The sequence below is a fragment of the Sphingobium chlorophenolicum genome (assembly GCF_000722875.1).
Lineage (GTDB): Bacteria > Pseudomonadota > Alphaproteobacteria > Sphingomonadales > Sphingomonadaceae > Sphingobium > Sphingobium chlorophenolicum.
Genome location: NZ_JFHR01000031.1, coordinates 43,147 through 58,280, shown reverse-complemented (window position 1 = coordinate 58,280; position 15,134 = coordinate 43,147). Strand labels below are relative to the sequence as shown.

15 protein-coding genes and 1 tRNA gene are annotated in these 15,134 nt (G+C 66.4%); 8 read left to right on the top strand and 8 right to left on the bottom strand.

Going from position 1 to position 15,134, the window contains the following annotated elements; all coding sequences use genetic code 11:
• The first annotated feature begins 6 nt into the window (after positions 1-6).
• A tRNA-Met gene (locus tag BV95_RS13790) sits at positions 7-83 on the top strand.
• Positions 84-262: 179 nt separating this feature from the next.
• Here BV95_RS13790 and pgeF read toward each other — a convergent pair.
• Positions 263-1,024, bottom strand: coding sequence for a peptidoglycan editing factor PgeF (gene pgeF / locus BV95_RS13785; RefSeq protein WP_037452877.1), 762 nt, complete (start codon positions 1,022-1,024; stop codon positions 263-265).
• Between the two features lie 164 nt (positions 1,025-1,188).
• Here pgeF and BV95_RS13780 point away from each other — a divergent pair, with 164 nt between their 5' ends.
• Positions 1,189-2,805, top strand: coding sequence for an amino acid permease (locus tag BV95_RS13780; protein WP_013848199.1), 1,617 nt, complete (start codon positions 1,189-1,191; stop codon positions 2,803-2,805).
• A 39-nt stretch (positions 2,806-2,844) separates the two neighbouring features.
• Here the strand turns inward: BV95_RS13780 and BV95_RS13775 are convergent, their stop codons facing one another.
• The gene (locus tag BV95_RS13775) at positions 2,845-4,119 is read right to left on the bottom strand and encodes a multidrug effflux MFS transporter (RefSeq protein WP_037452873.1); all 1,275 of its coding nucleotides are present in this window, start codon (positions 4,117-4,119) and stop codon (positions 2,845-2,847) included.
• Between the two features lie 199 nt (positions 4,120-4,318).
• Between BV95_RS13775 and BV95_RS13770 the strand changes: the two genes are divergently transcribed.
• A complete protein-coding gene (locus tag BV95_RS13770; RefSeq protein WP_037452870.1) occupies positions 4,319-4,615 on the top strand; it encodes an SEL1-like repeat protein in 297 nt (98 codons plus the stop codon).
• Positions 4,616-4,827: 212 nt separating this feature from the next.
• Here the strand turns inward: BV95_RS13770 and BV95_RS13765 are convergent, their stop codons facing one another.
• The 4 genes from BV95_RS13765 to hemC form a co-directional block, all read right to left on the bottom strand.
• Entirely contained in the window at positions 4,828-5,577 is a 750-nt protein-coding gene (locus BV95_RS13765) for an esterase/lipase family protein (protein WP_037452867.1), read from the bottom strand.
• A gap of 113 nt (positions 5,578-5,690) precedes the next feature.
• Positions 5,691-6,554: a hypothetical protein gene (locus BV95_RS13760; RefSeq protein ID WP_409372094.1), complete on the bottom strand. Its 864-nt coding sequence runs from the start codon at positions 6,552-6,554 to the stop codon at positions 5,691-5,693.
• Between the two features lie 28 nt (positions 6,555-6,582).
• Positions 6,583-7,251, bottom strand: a complete 669-nt coding sequence (locus BV95_RS13755) for a uroporphyrinogen-III synthase (protein WP_037452861.1) — start codon at positions 7,249-7,251, stop codon at positions 6,583-6,585.
• Positions 7,248-8,174, bottom strand: coding sequence for a hydroxymethylbilane synthase (gene hemC / locus BV95_RS13750; protein WP_037452895.1), 927 nt, complete (start codon positions 8,172-8,174; stop codon positions 7,248-7,250). Before hemC ends, BV95_RS13755 begins: the two co-directional genes overlap by 4 nt.
• 45 nt (positions 8,175-8,219) lie before the next feature.
• Between hemC and tsaD the strand changes: the two genes are divergently transcribed.
• From tsaD to BV95_RS13735, 3 genes are all read left to right on the top strand, one after another.
• Positions 8,220-9,254, top strand: coding sequence for a tRNA (adenosine(37)-N6)-threonylcarbamoyltransferase complex transferase subunit TsaD (tsaD, locus tag BV95_RS13745; RefSeq protein ID WP_037452886.1), 1,035 nt, complete (start codon positions 8,220-8,222; stop codon positions 9,252-9,254).
• Positions 9,255-9,265: 11 nt separating this feature from the next.
• The gene (locus BV95_RS13740) at positions 9,266-10,237 is read left to right on the top strand and encodes an NAD(P)H-dependent glycerol-3-phosphate dehydrogenase (RefSeq protein WP_174544474.1); all 972 of its coding nucleotides are present in this window, start codon (positions 9,266-9,268) and stop codon (positions 10,235-10,237) included.
• A gap of 100 nt (positions 10,238-10,337) precedes the next feature.
• A complete protein-coding gene (locus BV95_RS13735; protein WP_037452857.1) occupies positions 10,338-11,837 on the top strand; it encodes a lipopolysaccharide biosynthesis protein in 1,500 nt (499 codons plus the stop codon).
• A gap of 45 nt (positions 11,838-11,882) precedes the next feature.
• Here BV95_RS13735 and BV95_RS13730 read toward each other — a convergent pair whose 3' ends face one another.
• Positions 11,883-12,884, bottom strand: a complete 1,002-nt coding sequence (locus BV95_RS13730; RefSeq protein ID WP_037452855.1) for an adenosine kinase — start codon at positions 12,882-12,884, stop codon at positions 11,883-11,885.
• A 111-nt stretch (positions 12,885-12,995) separates the two neighbouring features.
• Here BV95_RS13730 and BV95_RS13725 point away from each other — a divergent pair, with 111 nt between their 5' ends.
• Together BV95_RS13725 and BV95_RS13720 are read left to right on the top strand one after the other, a co-directional pair.
• On the top strand, positions 12,996-13,670 hold the full coding sequence (locus BV95_RS13725; RefSeq protein ID WP_037452852.1) for an EI24 domain-containing protein: 675 nt from the start codon (positions 12,996-12,998) through the stop codon (positions 13,668-13,670).
• Positions 13,667-14,041 carry a hypothetical protein gene (locus BV95_RS13720; RefSeq protein ID WP_013848226.1) on the top strand — a complete coding sequence of 125 codons (375 nt, stop codon included), beginning with the start codon at positions 13,667-13,669 and terminating at the stop codon, positions 14,039-14,041. The genes BV95_RS13725 and BV95_RS13720 overlap by 4 nt, the downstream gene beginning before the upstream one ends.
• Before the next feature lie 40 nt (positions 14,042-14,081).
• Here the strand turns inward: BV95_RS13720 and queG are convergent, their stop codons facing one another.
• Positions 14,082-15,125 carry a tRNA epoxyqueuosine(34) reductase QueG gene (gene queG, locus BV95_RS13715; RefSeq protein WP_051749778.1) on the bottom strand — a complete coding sequence of 348 codons (1,044 nt, stop codon included), beginning with the start codon at positions 15,123-15,125 and terminating at the stop codon, positions 14,082-14,084.
• Positions 15,126-15,134 lie beyond the last annotated feature (9 nt).

The following is a 15,134-nucleotide window of genomic DNA, read 5'->3' as shown; positions in this document are numbered from 1 at the left end:
CAGTGTCGCGGGATGGAGCAGCCCGGTAGCTCGTCAGGCTCATAACCTGAAGGTCGTAGGTTCAAATCCTACTCCCGCAACCAGAGGCCGCGAAAACTTCAAAACAATAAAACACCAACCGGACCTATGAGCGTCCGGGTCATCGATCTTCCGGATCGATGATGCCTCCCTGGCTTCGGCCAAGCGGAGCAGTATATCCAAACATGAATATTCTGGAGCGAAGTTAGGAACCTCCCTAACTCCAACACCATGCCTTCCGCCGTTACCCCGGCAAAGCGATCATCGAAATCTGCCGACCATAATCCGGCTCGCCGCGATGACATGACCGGCGATAGCTGTAAAAGCGATCCGACTGGCTGTAGGTATCCTCATCCAGCAATTCGATCTGACTGACCCCCGCGTTCGCCAATCGGGCCGCCACATAGGCGGCAATGTCGAACTGGCAATGCCCCTCGCGCCCAGCCGTGAAAAATCGCTCATTCTCGACATCCGCCGCCGCAAAGTGGTCCGCGAAATCCAAAGTCACCTCATAGGAGGAGCGCCCAATGCACGGCCCGATCGCGCAGGCGATCCGGTCCCGCCCCGCGCCCAATGCCTCCATCCCCTCGATCGTCCGGTCCGTCACGCCCGCCAACGCCCCTTTCCATCCGGCATGCGCCGCGCCGATGACGCCAGCCGCCGCGTCGGCAAACAAAACCGGCACGCAATCCGCCGTAAGGATGCCCAATATCAACCCTGGCCGATTCGTGACCATGGCGTCAGCCGCTGGCCGTTCATCGGCGGGAATCGGGGCCATGACAGTGACAGCATCGGGCGAATGAACCTGATGCACCGTCACCAGCGTCCCGCCGGGCAACAGCGCATCGCGAACCAGATCCCGGTTGCGCAGAACCGCGTCCCGTTCATCCTCCGACCCCAATCCGACATTCAGGCCCGCATGAATCCCGGTCGAAACCCCGCCGCGCCGTCCGGCAAAGCCGTGCAGGACATCACCCAAACTGCCTGCCCGCAGCAATTCAACCATGCTTCATTTCTCCGGATCTTCCTGGGAAGTGCTTTTGAACGATGTCCCGAATGCGCAACATACTTGCGTGCGCCGGATTAGGCGATAGTCTCCGCTTCATCACAAAAGGGGAGCGGCCGCAACGGCCGCCCGGGCAAAAGACTTCAAAGAAAAAGGGCTCCACCATGATTTTCGGGCGCATAAAGCCACTGGACGCGATATTGGCCACGGCCGAGAAAAAATCGCTCGTCCGCACATTGGGGCCGGTTCAACTGACATTATTGGGGGTCGGGGCCATCATCGGCACCGGCATTTTCGTGCTGACCGCCGCCGCCGCGCAAAAGGCCGGGCCGGGCATGATGTGGAGCTTCATGATCGCGGGCGCCGTCTGCGCCTTCGCAGCGCTCTGCTATTCCGAAATCGCCTCCATGGTGCCGGTGTCCGGTTCCGCCTACACCTACACCTATGCTGTCGTCGGCGAACTGCTCGCCTGGATGGTGGGCTGGGCGCTCATCCTGGAATATGCGGTCGCGGCCAGCGCCGTTTCGGTGGGCTGGTCCGGCTATTTCATGGGCCTGCTCAAAAGCATAACCGGGCTTGAACTGCCGCAGGCGCTTGCTGCGGGGCCGGTCTGGTCGATGAACGGCCTGATCCCCCATGCGGACTTCACCCATGGCGTCATCAACATTCCCGCCATCGTCGTCGCGCTCGCCGTGACGGCCCTGCTGGTCATCGGCACCACCGAAAGCGCCCGCGTCAACGCCGTGCTCGTCGCCATCAAGGTGACCGCGCTCACCGCCTTCATCATCCTGACGCTGCCGGTCCTGGATACCGGCAATTTCTCGCCCTTCGCGCCCAATGGCTGGTTCGGGCCGGAAGGCACCAGCGGCATGGGCATCGTCGGCGCCGCCGCATCGATCTTCTTCGCCTATGTCGGCTTCGACGCGGTATCGACCGCCGCCGAGGAAACCAAAAATCCCCAGCGCAACGTCCCCATCGGCCTGATCGGCAGCCTCGCGCTCTGCACCGTCTTCTACCTGCTGGTGGCTGGCGGGGCGATCGGCGCAATCGGCGCGCAGCCGGTGCTCGGCCCCGACGGCTCGGTGGTCGCTCCCGGATCGCAGGGTTTCGCCGCCGCCTGCGCCACCGCCGCCCATGCCCAGGATCTCGTCTGCTCCAACGAAGCGCTGGCCCATGTGCTGCGCTCCATCAACTGGACCGTCGTCGGCAATGCGCTGGGCCTCGCGGCCAACCTCGCTCTGCCTTCGGTCATCCTAATGATGATGTTCGGCCAGACCCGCATCTTCTTCGTCATGGCCCGCGACGGCCTGCTGCCGGAAAAGCTCGCCAGCATCCACCCGCGCTTCAAGACGCCCCATGTCGTCACCATGGTGACGGGCGTCTTCGTCGCCATCGGCGCGGCGCTGCTGCCCGTGGGCCAGTTGGCCGACATCTCCAATTCCGGCACGCTCTTCGCCTTCTTCATGGTGTCGATCGCCGTGCTGGTGCTGCGCGTCAAGGAACCGGGCCGGGCACGCCCGTTCCGCACGCCTGTGGTGTGGGCCATCGCGCCGACGGCGGCGTTCGGCTGCGTTTTCCTCTTCTTCAACCTGCCCGTCGATGCGCAGCTTGTGCTGCCGGTCTGGGGTGGCCTGGGCCTCGTGCTTTATTTCATCTATGGCTATCGCAAGAGCCATGTCGGACGCGGCCTGGTCGAAACCCATGAGCAGGATGCCGGCATTCCGCCGCAGCCAGTGCCGCCCATGCCGGGCGCGCATACGCCGGGCGGCCGGGACGCCTGATCGAAAGGAGGGGGAGCGGATGCCGCTCCCCTTTCTTTTTCAGCGCAGGGTTTCGAATTCGGTATCGCGCAGCCCGGCATGATGGGGCCGGGTGAATAATTTCCCCCGCTCCGCCCAGGCGACGATCAGGAAGGAGATCGATCCGAATACCGCCAATCCCAGCGTCAGCGGCAAAGTCGTGCCGTCGAATGCCCGGCCGATCACGCTGCCAAGCGCGCTGGACACCGCCGTGGTCAGGAACGCCTGGAAGGAGGAGGCGACCCCCGCACCCTTCGCAAAGGGTTCCATGGAAATGGCGCTGAAATTGGACGCGGTGAAGGCGACCGTCATCATGGTGGCCCCCTGCAGGATCATGAAGCTGGCCAGCGTCTCATGTCCCGCCAGGATCACCGCCAGATGCACGACGTTGATCAGCACCAGGCACAGCACCGCCGCCTGGCTCAACCGCCGCGCGCCGAAACGGGACACAAGGCGGCTGTTCACCAGGCTGCCGATCCCCATGCTGCCGGCGATGACGGCGAAGGCGAAGGGAAAAATCTCCTGCGCCCCGAAAATGTCGAAGAAAATCTGCTGCACGGACAGGATGAAGCCGATCAGGCCGCTCATCACCACGCCGCTCGCCATCATATAGCCGATCGAGCTGCGCGTGCGCATGATCGATCCCACGGTCCGGAAAATGACGCCCGCGCTGATCCGCAAGCGGTTTTCCGGCAGCAGCGTTTCCGGCAGCCGCGCCATCATCCATATCAGGATCAACGTCGCCAGGATGGCCAGCGCCCAGAATATCCAGCGCCACGGGGCGATCCACAATATCGCCTGCCCGAAAGTCGGCGCCATCACGGGAATCAGCATGAACACCGCGAAGATCAGCGACATGACCCGCGCCATCGCATCGCCCTTGAAGCGGTCGCGGACGATGCCGACGGTGACCACCCGGCTCGCCCCCGCGAAGAAACCGGCGCAGGCCCGCGCCACCAATATCATGGCGAAGCTGTGCGCCCCCGCGCAGGCGATGGAGGAAAGGATGAACATCACCATCGCGCCGCCCAGCACGCGCTTCCGTCCGAATCGGTCGGACAACACGCCGAACAGCAAGGATCCGATGCCCAGACCCAGAAAATAGATGCTGATGATCAATTGCCGGTCATTGGGATGGGGTATCGCCAGGTCCTGGCCGATGGCGGGCAAGGCGGGCAGCATCGGATCGATGGACAAGGCGTTCATCGCCATCAGACAGGCGCAGAGCATCACGAACTCGCGGAAAGCAATGTCCTTTTTCGGCTGTTCTCCGGGGATTGCGGGATGATCGGTCATGCCGGTGGCTATGGGGACAATCGGACGCCTGCGCTACCCTTTTAGTGTCGCGGAAGGGCGTTAACCTTGCTTGCGTCCGCTATGCGGGGATTTTTCCGCCAATCGCCATGAGCGGCGTTAACCATTTTTTATCCGCCGCCGGTGCAGCCTGCCCCTCATCGAAAACCATCAAGTCGAAATCCATGAGGGGGATTCGGTCATGGCGAATGGTCTGAAGAGCGCGCAGTTTCTGATGGAAAGCCGTCTTTCGGGTGCGGCGGATGCAAGCGCGGAAGCCTGTTTCGATCTGGGGGTCGCCTATAGCTGCGGCACCGGCGATCTGCCCGTCGACCTGATCGAGGCGCATAAATGGTTCAACCTGGCCGCCCTCAAAGGCAGCGAGGAAGGCCAGACGATGCGGGCGGAAGTAGCCGAAGAAATGTCGGCGCGAGAAATCGCCGAAGCCCAACGCCAGGCCCGCGCCCTGATCGCAACAACGCAACTGCGCGCCGCCTAGCAATTCGGAATGTCAGGAAGTGGCCAGTAGCTGACATCAATTCCTCCCTACGCGAAGCGTGGGGAGGGGGACCGTTCGCGAAGCGAATGGTGGAGGGGAAATTCGGAGGTCGTGCCCCATGCCCCTTCGTCAGCGCTTCGCGCTGCCACCTCCCCATCTACCGATGGGGAGGAACAGGATAAATCCACGCTCAATCCCCCAAACCCAAAGCCTCAGCCCCGCACAGCCTCCAGCGCCTTACCCACCGCCAAAATTCCTTCCGGCGAAGCGGCAAAGCCCATATGCGTACAATCCACCTCGATCGCCCGGTCCCGTTCCCCGGCGCGGCCCTTGGCGCATTGCGGCAGGATCACGCCGTCGCGCCGCGACCATAATGCCACGGTCGGCACGGGCGGCTTTTCCTCGCGATTGCAGGCAAAGGGCGGCTGGTCCACGGGAAAGCCCGAGACCAACTGATAGAGCCGCCAAGCATGGTTGGCGCGAGGGTCGCCGGAAAAGGGCGTGCCCATCGTCACCACGCCGCCGACTTTCTCCGCCGCATATTTCGCATATTCCCGCGCAAACAGCCCGCCCAGGCTCCAGCCCACCAGCGTTACCTTACCGCCCGTCTCGCGCCGGATGGCGTCAACCCGCCGGTCGATCCGCTCCAGACTGTCGGGCTTCGGTCCGAAATTGCGCCCCATGCCCCAGCCATGCGCTTCATAGCCCGCCGCGTTCAGCACGGCGCGCAGCGGTTCCATCCGCTGTTCGCCAGCCATGAAACCGGGGATCAGCAGCACCCGCTGTCCGTCGCCTTGGATCGACCGCGCCAGATCGGCGGCTTGCGCCCGCGCCCGCGCCAGATCGAACGGCACCGAAGCATTGCCCAGCAAATGCTGGAGCGTCGGCCGCTCGGCCGCGCGAGGGCCGTTGGCCAGACGGCCCTTCCAGAAGCTGGCGATGGCATCGGCATAAGGCGGCACGAAAATGTCTTTCCTTTTTCCAGGGGGAAAGATGACATTCTCATGACATTGGCGGCCGAGTCCATGGAGTTTCATCCATGGGAATCAACGGTTCGTCGTTTGTGACAACGGGTTCAGGGCGCCAGCGGAGACGTCTGCGCCACCGCTTCGCCATCGGCCGCGCGCAACTGGCGCGGTTCCAGTATCGCGGCGGTTTCGATCAGGTCTAGCGCCCGCCGCGCCTCCAGATAACGCCGCGCAAATTGCATCCATCGGTCCGCCGACACCCGTCCGGGCATCTGCTCCACCTCCGCCAGCGCCGCGCCGACCCGCGATCCGTCCAGATAGCGGATCGCCCGGTCCAGCGCCGCCTGTGGCCGGGGGGAGGGGGTGGACGCCTTGTGGATGGTGATGATCTCCCGCGCCTCATGCTCCAGCGCTTGCCACCAGCTTGCGTCGGCGGGCGGCACCGTCACCCGATCGGACACCGCCGTCAGCCCGGCGCGCAGATCGGCCAGCGTCACCGGCTCCCGCGCCGCGTTGATGATGGTGGCGACGGCACGCGGCTGCGCCTGGCCAAAACGCAGGCGCAACTGCCCCTCAATATAGCCGAGCGGCGCCCCGCTATCGAGCGCCCGGCGCGCCGCGAAGGCGACCAGCAGACCTTCGGCCCGCGCCGCATTGCCCGACGCGGCCTGCGCCTCCACGGTGATGCGGTTGAGCCTTTCCTCCAGTTGCACGACCCGCGCATCCAGCATCTGCCCGGCATCGGCGGACAAGGGCCGCATGGGCATGCCCGATGCGACGCCATGGGGATCGGCCAACGCGGCCTGCCGCTGGGGCGCATTCCATTGCTGGATTTTCGGCAAAGCCAGGACGGTCAGAACGACCCCGACCGCGAAGGCGAGCAGGACCAGCAGCGCCGTCAGCCAGGAACCACGCCGACGCACGGGGGGCGGTGCCGTCACGCTGCTTGCCGCGCCGTCCGTGTCGCTCATCAAGGGCCTTTCTTCCATAAGAGGCGAATCATTCGCATAATCGGAGGGCAAGGGCCAGCATCCTCTCATCATCGGGCTTGTCGGGCGTCCGGGCGCTGGCCCAGCCGGAGCCGCAGGCCGCCAGCGCGGCGGGGCTGATCGCGATCAGGTGCAGGTAAGCGCGTTGCTCCGGACCCGCAAGCTCCGCCAGCACCTCCCCGGCGCGGGGGGAATGGACCAGCAGGACGCTGTCCGGCTCCAGCCGCTCCGCCACCCTGTCGTCGCCGGTCCGCAACATTTCATACACCGCGATCCGGTCGATCCGCAGCGCGCCCGCATCGATCGGCGCGACGGTTTGCCCGGCCAGATGCAGCACATGGCCATGCCCGTCCGCCGCGATCCGCCGTGCTATGGCGGTGCCGTTGCCATCCCCGGCGATGACCTGCGCGAAACCCGCCTCTTCCAGTGCCTGCGCCGTCGCCCGGCCAACCGCATAAGTGGGCAAGGTCCGATAATCGGCCAGCCGCTCCCCCGCCAGCCGCGCCGCATTGGCGCTGGTCAGCAACAGGGCGTCGAAGCGATCCGGGGCGGGCGCGTCCCAATCCACCGCCTGCGGCACGAACAAGGGAATGATCCGCGCCTTCAAACCCATTTCCGCCGCCCGTTCCGCCGTCTTGCCGGCGCCGGGTTCGGGCCGCAGGATGACGAGCGGCCTCACGCCTCGAACAATGCCCGCAGCGCAGGACTCGCCCGCTCCAGCAAGCCGCGCCCCATCGCCTCGGCGGTGGCGGCGTCATTGCGCTCAATCCGCAGCCAATCGCCAATCGTCTCCTGCCCGTCGGGGCTGATGATCTCGGCGCGCAGGTAAATCCGCCCCTCCTCCAGCCGTCCCAGCGCCGCAATCGGCGAATGACAGGTGCCCCCTAGCCCGACCAGCACCGCCCGCTCCGCCATTACGCAGTCGAACGTATCCGCGTCGCTGATCGTCGCCAACAGGTCCAGCATCGCCGCGTTACTGCTCAACGTCTCGATCCCCACCGCGCCCTGCGAAGGCGCGGGCAGCATGACCTCGATAGGAATCGTCACGCCCACATCGCTCTGGCCCAGCCGGTCCAGCCCCGCCGCCGCCAGCAGGGTGGCGTGCGCCTCACCCTTCTCCAGCTTGGCGAGCCGCGTCGCCACATTGCCGCGAAACAGCACAACCTCGGCATCCGGCCGAAGCCGCTTCACCTGCGCCGCCCGGCGGGGCGAACTCGTCCCCACCACCGGCCTTTCCGGCAAAGCATCGAAACTCGCCGCGCCCACCAGCCGGTCCCGTACATCAGCACGCGGCAGCATGGCGGCGATCCGAATTTCAACGGGCCGGATAGTCTCCACATCCTTCATGGAATGCACGGCGAAATCGATCTCGCCCGCCAACAGCGCCCGATCCAGTTCCTTGGTCCACAGCGCCTTGCCGCCGATCTCGGCCAGCGCCCGATCCTGAATCCTGTCCCCGCTGGTCTGCACCGCGACGATCTCGACCGCCCCCTCATCCCAGCCATGGCGCGCGCGCAGCGCCGCCATCGTCATATGCGCCTGCGCGAGTGCGAGCGGGGAACCACGGGTACCAAGGCGGAGCGGACGGGAAGGCTTTTGCATGATCCCGCTTGCTCTAATGGTCGCGGACATTAGATGGAAGCGGCAATGACGATCATCCTCGGCCTGGAATCAAGCTGCGACGAAACCGCGGCGGCGCTGGTGACGGCGGAGGGCAAGATACTGGCCCATCGCCTCGCCACGCAGGAGGAGGCGCATCGCCCCTATGGCGGCGTCGTCCCCGAAATCGCCGCCCGCGCCCATGTGGAGGCGCTCGCCCCGTTGATCGAGGCGGCGCTGAAGGATGCGGAGCTCAGCCTGAACGATGTCGACGTGATCGCCGCCACCGCCGGGCCTGGCCTGATCGGCGGCGTGATGGTCGGCCTCGTCACCGGCAAGGCGCTGGCCCATGCGGCGAACAAGCCGCTGATCGCGGTCAACCATCTTGAGGGGCATGCGCTCTCACCGCGCCTGGCCGATCCCACGCTGCAATTCCCCTATTTGCTGTTGCTGGTGTCGGGCGGCCATTGCCAGTTGCTCCATGTGCGCGGCCCCGGCGCTTATGCCCGCCTCGCCACCACCATTGACGATGCCAGCGGCGAAGCCTTCGACAAGACCGCCAAATTGCTCGGCCTAGGCTATCCCGGCGGCCCGGCGGTGGAGAAAGCGGCGGCCCTGGGCAATGCCAAGGCCGTCCCGCTTCCGCGCCCGCTCGTCGGCACGGCGGAACCCCATTTCTCCTTCGCGGGCCTGAAAAGCGCGGTCATGCGCGCCGCCCAGTCCGGCCAATATGCGACGGAGGACATCGCCGCCAGCTTCCAGCAGGCGGTGATCGACTGCCTCGTCGACCGCACGGAACGCCAACTGGCCGACCTTCGGGACATTACCGCCCTCGTCGTTGCGGGGGGGGTGGCCGCCAACCAGTCGATCCGCGCCGCTCTGGAAGCGCTGGCGGCGAAGCACGGCCTTCCCTTCGTCGCGCCGCCGCTCTGGCTTTGCACGGACAATGCCGCGATGATCGCCTGGGCGGGGGCGGAGCGCTATGCGGCGGGCCTGGTCGACGATCTGACCGTCCCGGCGCGCCCACGCTGGCCGCTCGACCCCAGCGCGGAAAAGGCGCGCGGAGCAGGAGTGAAAGCATGAAAGCCCCCTCCCTGAAAGCAGGCGTCATAGGCGCAGGCGCATGGGGCACGGCGCTGGCCCAGACCCTCGCGGCCGACGGCCAGCATGTCCGCCTCTGGGCGCTGGAGCCGGAGGTGGTGGACGCAGTCAATAACGACCGCCAGAACCCGCTTTACCTGCCGCAAATCCCGCTCAGTCCCTCGATCGAAGCCACCGGCGACATCGCCGCCATGGCGGACCGCGACATGCTGCTGATCGTCAGTCCGGCCCAGCATCTCCGCAAGGTCGTCGCGCAGGCCCCGGCAGGGACGCCGCTCATCCTTTGCTCCAAGGGCATAGAGGCCGGAACCGGCCTGCTCATGTCCGAAGTCGCGGCGGAGGCCCAGCCGACCTCGCCCATAGCTGTCCTTTCCGGCCCCACCTTCGCCCATGAGGTGGCAAAGGGACTGCCCACCGCCATCACGCTCGCCTGCGCCGACGCCGCTTTGGCCACGAAGATCGCTGCCCGCATCGCCCGACCCGCCTTCCGCCCCTATCTCTCCGACGATGTAGTCGGCGCGGAGATTGGCGGCGCGGTCAAGAATGTCCTCGCCATCGCCTGCGGCGTCGCGGAGGGGGCGGGCCTGGGCCTCAACGCCCGTGCGTCGCTGATCAGCCGGGGCTTTGCCGAAATGACCCGCTTCGGCCTCGCCAGAGGGGCGCGGTCCGAAACGCTGGCTGGTCTTTCCGGCCTGGGCGATCTCGTCCTCACCTGCTCCTCGACCAACAGCCGCAACTTCTCGCTGGGCAAGGGGCTAGGCGAAGGGAAGCCCGCCAGCGAACTGCTGTCCAACCGCCGGACCATAGCGGAAGGCGCGTTCACCGCTCCTGTCCTGCGCGAGGCCGCCCGCGCTGCCCAAGTGGAAATGCCGGTGGTCGAAGCGGTCTGCGCCCTGCTGGAAGACGCCGCGCCGCTAACGCAGGTGATGGACGCGCTGCTCGCCCGTCCGCTGCGCGCCGAATAAAAACTCGCTCTCTTTCCAGATATCGCTACAGTCCGGCACCGCACAATGACGCCACAGCATTGATCTCACAACATTGATCTCACAGGGGGACCATAGTTCGTTGCCGGTTGAAGGGGCCTCTCCCGCGCAGCAGGATGACATTGCGGCGCTTGCCAAGGGCGGACGGACCAATGTGTTCGGCTTCCTGCTTCGCCTTGCCGCGCGCCTGCCGTTCCTGTTCATCGCCGGTCGCTGGTATGGCGCGGATGCGCTGGGGCGCTTCGCCTATGCCGTGCTGGTGGTGGAGTTCGTCGCGCAGCTTGCAACGCTGGGCCTGAAACGCGGCCTTGCGGGCGCGCTCGCCCAGACGGAACGCCCGCACAGCCATGTCGTGACCGACGCCATGCTGGTGACCCTGATCGCATCCCTGATCGGCAGCGCGCTCCTGGTCATTTTCCCGCAGGCGATGTTCCCCAACAGCGGCATCAACGGCCTCGACCGGCTGCTTGCCCTGATCGTCATCGCGGTGGCCGGGTCCGACGTGGCGCTTGCTGCCTGCGCCTATCGCTTCGACATCGGCGCCACCGTCCGCGCCCGATCGATCATAGAGCCCTGGGCGATCAGCATCGGCGCCTTCGCCTTCGCCTTCTATTCGACCCGCGACGGACTGATCCTGTCCTATGTCGTGTCGATGATCGCCGCGCTCGTCGCCTCGATCATCCCGATGACCCGCCATTACGGCATCCCCTATGGCTGGCGTCCGGATTTCGGCCGGCTCTGGCGGCTGGCGCGGCGCAACCTGCCCCTCGCGGCGGCGGACGGCGTCGAATGGGGATCGCGCCGTCTGGACATGGCGATACTGGGCCTGTTCGTCAGCCCGGCGGTGGTCGGCATCTATTATGTCGCGCAGCAGGTCGCCTCCCTGCCCCAGAAGCTGAAGACCAGCTTCGACCCGATCCTGGGGCCGGTCATCACCCGCAACCTGGCGGAGGGCAATCTCAACGCCATCGCCCGGCAGGTCAGCCAGGTCGGCTTCTGGATCATCGCCGCGCAGGCGGGCATAGCCTTGGCCCTGGGCATTCCCGGCGAGGCGGTGATGGGCCTTGTCGGGCCGCATTTCGTCGGCGGCACGGGGGCGCTGGCCTTCCTGCTGCTGGCCGAAGTCGTCGCCGCCACCGCGGTAGTCAGCGAATCCGCGCTGGTCTATATCGCCCGCCATCGCAATCTGATGATCTCGCTGTTGATGATCGGCTTGCAGGCCGCGCTCAGCTTCGCGCTGATCTTCCTCGCAAAGCGGCTTGGCCTCCACGACATGGCCCTCGCCGCCGCGCCCGCCCTCGCCCTCTCCATGGCGCTCGGCGTCAGCGCGCTGGTCAAGGCGCGGCTGCTTTCCCGGCTGCTGGGCGCAAAGGTCAACGCCTGGCGCTGGCCGCTGCTCAGCGCGTCCGGAGCGGCATGCGTCGTCGGCGCCGCCTTCGTTGCCCTGCCGTCCAGCCTGGAATGGGTGGAGCTGGTCTTCGGCGTTTTCACGATTCTGGGCGTCTACAGCGTCGTCATCTGGCGTTGGGGGTTCGGCCCGGATGACCGCGCCCTGTTCAGAAAGCAGAAGGCGGCAAGCTGATCCCTCCTCCGTTCGGGTTCAGCGCGAACGGAGGAGAGGCAATATTTACCCCAGCGTCTTCGCCCGGATCGCCTTGAGGTCCTCTTCCGGCCGCGCGCCCCAATGGGAAATCACTTCGGCCGCCGCCGCCGCGCCCAGTTTCAGGCACTTGTCGACTTCCAATCCCTCCAGATGACCGGCGAGGAATCCGGCCGCGAACAGGTCGCCCGCCCCGGTCGTGTCGACCACCTCAGCCACAGGCGCGGCCAAGGCCTCGTACCGCACGCCGTCGACCACCGCGATCGCGCCCTTTTCGCTGCGCGTCGACACCAGCACCGGCACCTTCGCGGCGATGGCGGCGACCGCCTTCTCGAAATCCCCTGCCTCGGCCAAGGACTGGATTTCGCCTTCGTTGGAAAAGAGGATGTCGATCAGCCCCTGGTCGATCAGGTCGATGAAGTCCGCCCGGTGCCGGTCGATCACGAAATTGTCGGACAGGGTGAAGGCGACCTTCCGCCCCGCGCCCCGCGCCGCGTCGATGGCGGCGCGCATCGCCGCCCGCGGTTGCTCCGGATCCCAGAGATAGCCTTCCAGATAGAGGATCGAGGCCGAACGGATGAGGTCCAGGTCCAGCGCCGCCTCCGGCAGGAACTGCGACGCGCCCAGGAAGGTGTTCATCGTCCGCTGCGCATCGGGCGTCACCAGGATCAGGCAGCGCGCCGTCGGCACGTCGCCCCGCATCGCGGGCGTATCGTAACGGATGCCCAGCGCCCGCACGTCATGCGCGAACACCGCGCCCAACTGATCGTCATTGACCTGCCCGATGAAGGCGCACTTCTTCCCGAACGCGGCCAGGCCCGCCAGCGTGTTCGCCGCCGATCCGCCGCTGATCTCCTTGCCCGCGCCCATGTCGGCATAGAGGCTCTCGGCGGTTTCCGCGTCGATGAGCTGCATGCCGCCCTTGGTCAGCGCATGTTCTGCCAGAAAGGCGTCGTCGCTCCGGGCGAGCACGTCGACAATGGCGTTGCCGATGGCGACAACATCAAGCGTGGGGGCAGCAGCGGTCACGCAAAATCCTTCGTGAATGAGGGGGAAAATCCCGCCGTCTCTACCGATCCGGGGCGCCGGGCGCAACGCCGCTGATTGACGCCTCGCCCGGAGCGGGGAATAGTTTGCGGGATGATCCTGACCGCCGCGTTCCGGGCCTTTCCCTCCATCTTCCACGGCGCCGCGCTGCGGCTGCTGATGAAGACGCTGCTGCTGACCCTGCTCGCCTTCGCGCTGCTTGCCGCCGCGCTGTGGAGCGGCATCCACGCGGCCCGCCTGCATTTCGGCTGGGACGCGCAATGGGGCGGTCTGGCAGAGGCGACCGCCGCCGCCCTTGCTGCGATTGCCGCCGGCTGGCTGTTGTTCCGCGCCACCGCCATGGCGATCATGAACCTGTTCGCGGACGACATCGTCGTCGCGGTGGAGCGCGACAGCTATCCGCAGGCCGCCGCCCGCGCCCGCCCGGTCGGCCGGTCGCGCAGCGTGCGCTTCGCGCTGCGCTCCCTGTTGCGGACGGTGGGTTGGAACCTGCTGGCCTTGCCCGGCTATGCGCTGCTGCTGGTGACGGGGGTTGGCACCATCGGCCTGTTTCTGGTCCTCAACGCCCATCTGCTGGGCCGCGACCTGGCCGACATGGTCCAACCGCGCCATCCGGACCTGCCGCCGATCCCGCGCGGCAGCCGGTGGCTCCTGGGCCTCGTTTCGACGCTGATCTTCCTGGTGCCGATCCTCAACCTGCTTGCGCCGATCTGGAGCGCGGCTATGGCGGTCCACATGCTGCACGGTGTCCGAAGGAAAATGCCATGAACCGCCTCCGTCCGGTCCTTATCGCAGCCCTATGCTCGGCCGTCGCCGCCTGCGGAGGCGTGGTGCCGCCGCCCGCGACCCAGATTTCCCGCCCGCCCGCCGGTCCCCCGGCCAGCGCCTTCACCCGGCCCGGACCGCTGATCGGAACCGACGCCCGGCATCTTATCCAGATGTTCGGCCAGCCCCGGCTCGACATTCGCGAAAGCACCATGCGCAAGCTGCAATTCGCCAATGGCCGCTGCGTGCTGGACGCCTATCTCTACTTTCCGCCGCAGGGGAAGGAGCAGCTCGTCACCCATGTCGACGCGCGCACGCCGACCGGGACCGATATCGATGCGGCGAGTTGCTCGGCGGCGCTTCAGGCGAAGTGAGGAGCGTGGGATGAAGTACACCGTGCTCCCATCGCAAGTTCTAGACCAACTGCTCCAACGCCCAGCAGGCTGCCTCCGCCACCACCGGATCGTCGTCCGTCACCAGCGCCTGCAATCGCCTGACCAGCCGTCTGTCGCCGCTGTTCCCCGCCGCGATGGCGGCGTTGCGCACCATCCGGTTCCGGCCGATCCGCTTGATCGGAGAGCCTGAGAAAATCTCGCGAAAGCCCGCATCGTCCAGCGCCAGCAGATCGCCCAGTTCCGGCGCCGCCAGTTCCGCCCGTGCGACAAAGGCCCGGTTCGCCGCCGCCGCATCCGCGAACTTGTTCCACGGGCAAACCGCCAGGCAATCGTCGCAGCCATAGATGCGGTTGCCGATCCCGGCCCGCAATGCCTCCGGGATCGGCCCCTTATGCTCAATGGTGAGGTAGGAAATGCAGCGCCGCGCATCGACCACATAGGGCGCAGGGAAGGCGTCGGTCGGGCAGGCTGTCTGGCAGGCGGTGCAACTGCCGCAATGATCCTCCTCCGGCGCATCGGGGGCCAGCGCGATCTCGCTGTAGATCGCCCCCAGGAACAGCCAGCTTCCATGGACCCGGCTGACGAGATTGCTGTGCTTCCCCTGCCAGCCAAGCCCCGCCGCCTGCGCCAGCGGCTTTTCCATCACCGGCGCGGTGTCGACGAAGACCTTGAGTGCGCCCGGCTGTTGGTCGACCAGCCAGCGGGCCAGCGCCTTCAGCCCCTTCTTGACGACGTCATGATAGTCCCGCCCCTGCGCATAGACCGAAATCCGTCCCCGGTCGTCCACCTCCGCCAGCGCCAAAGGATCGCGACCGGGCGCATAGCTCATCCCCAGCATGATCACGCTGCGCACGTCGGGCCACAGGCCCTGCGGCGATCCGCGCTGCCCGGCGCGCTCCTCCATCCACAGCATGTCGCCATGATGCCCGGCGTCCAGCCATTGCCGCAATCGCTCGGCCGAACGCGGCGCGGCGTCGGCGGGCGCGATGGCGCAGGCGGCAAAGCCCAGCCGCAACGCCTCGGCCTTAAGCCGCTGTTCCAAGGTTTCGTTTTGCGTTGGCATGCGATGCGA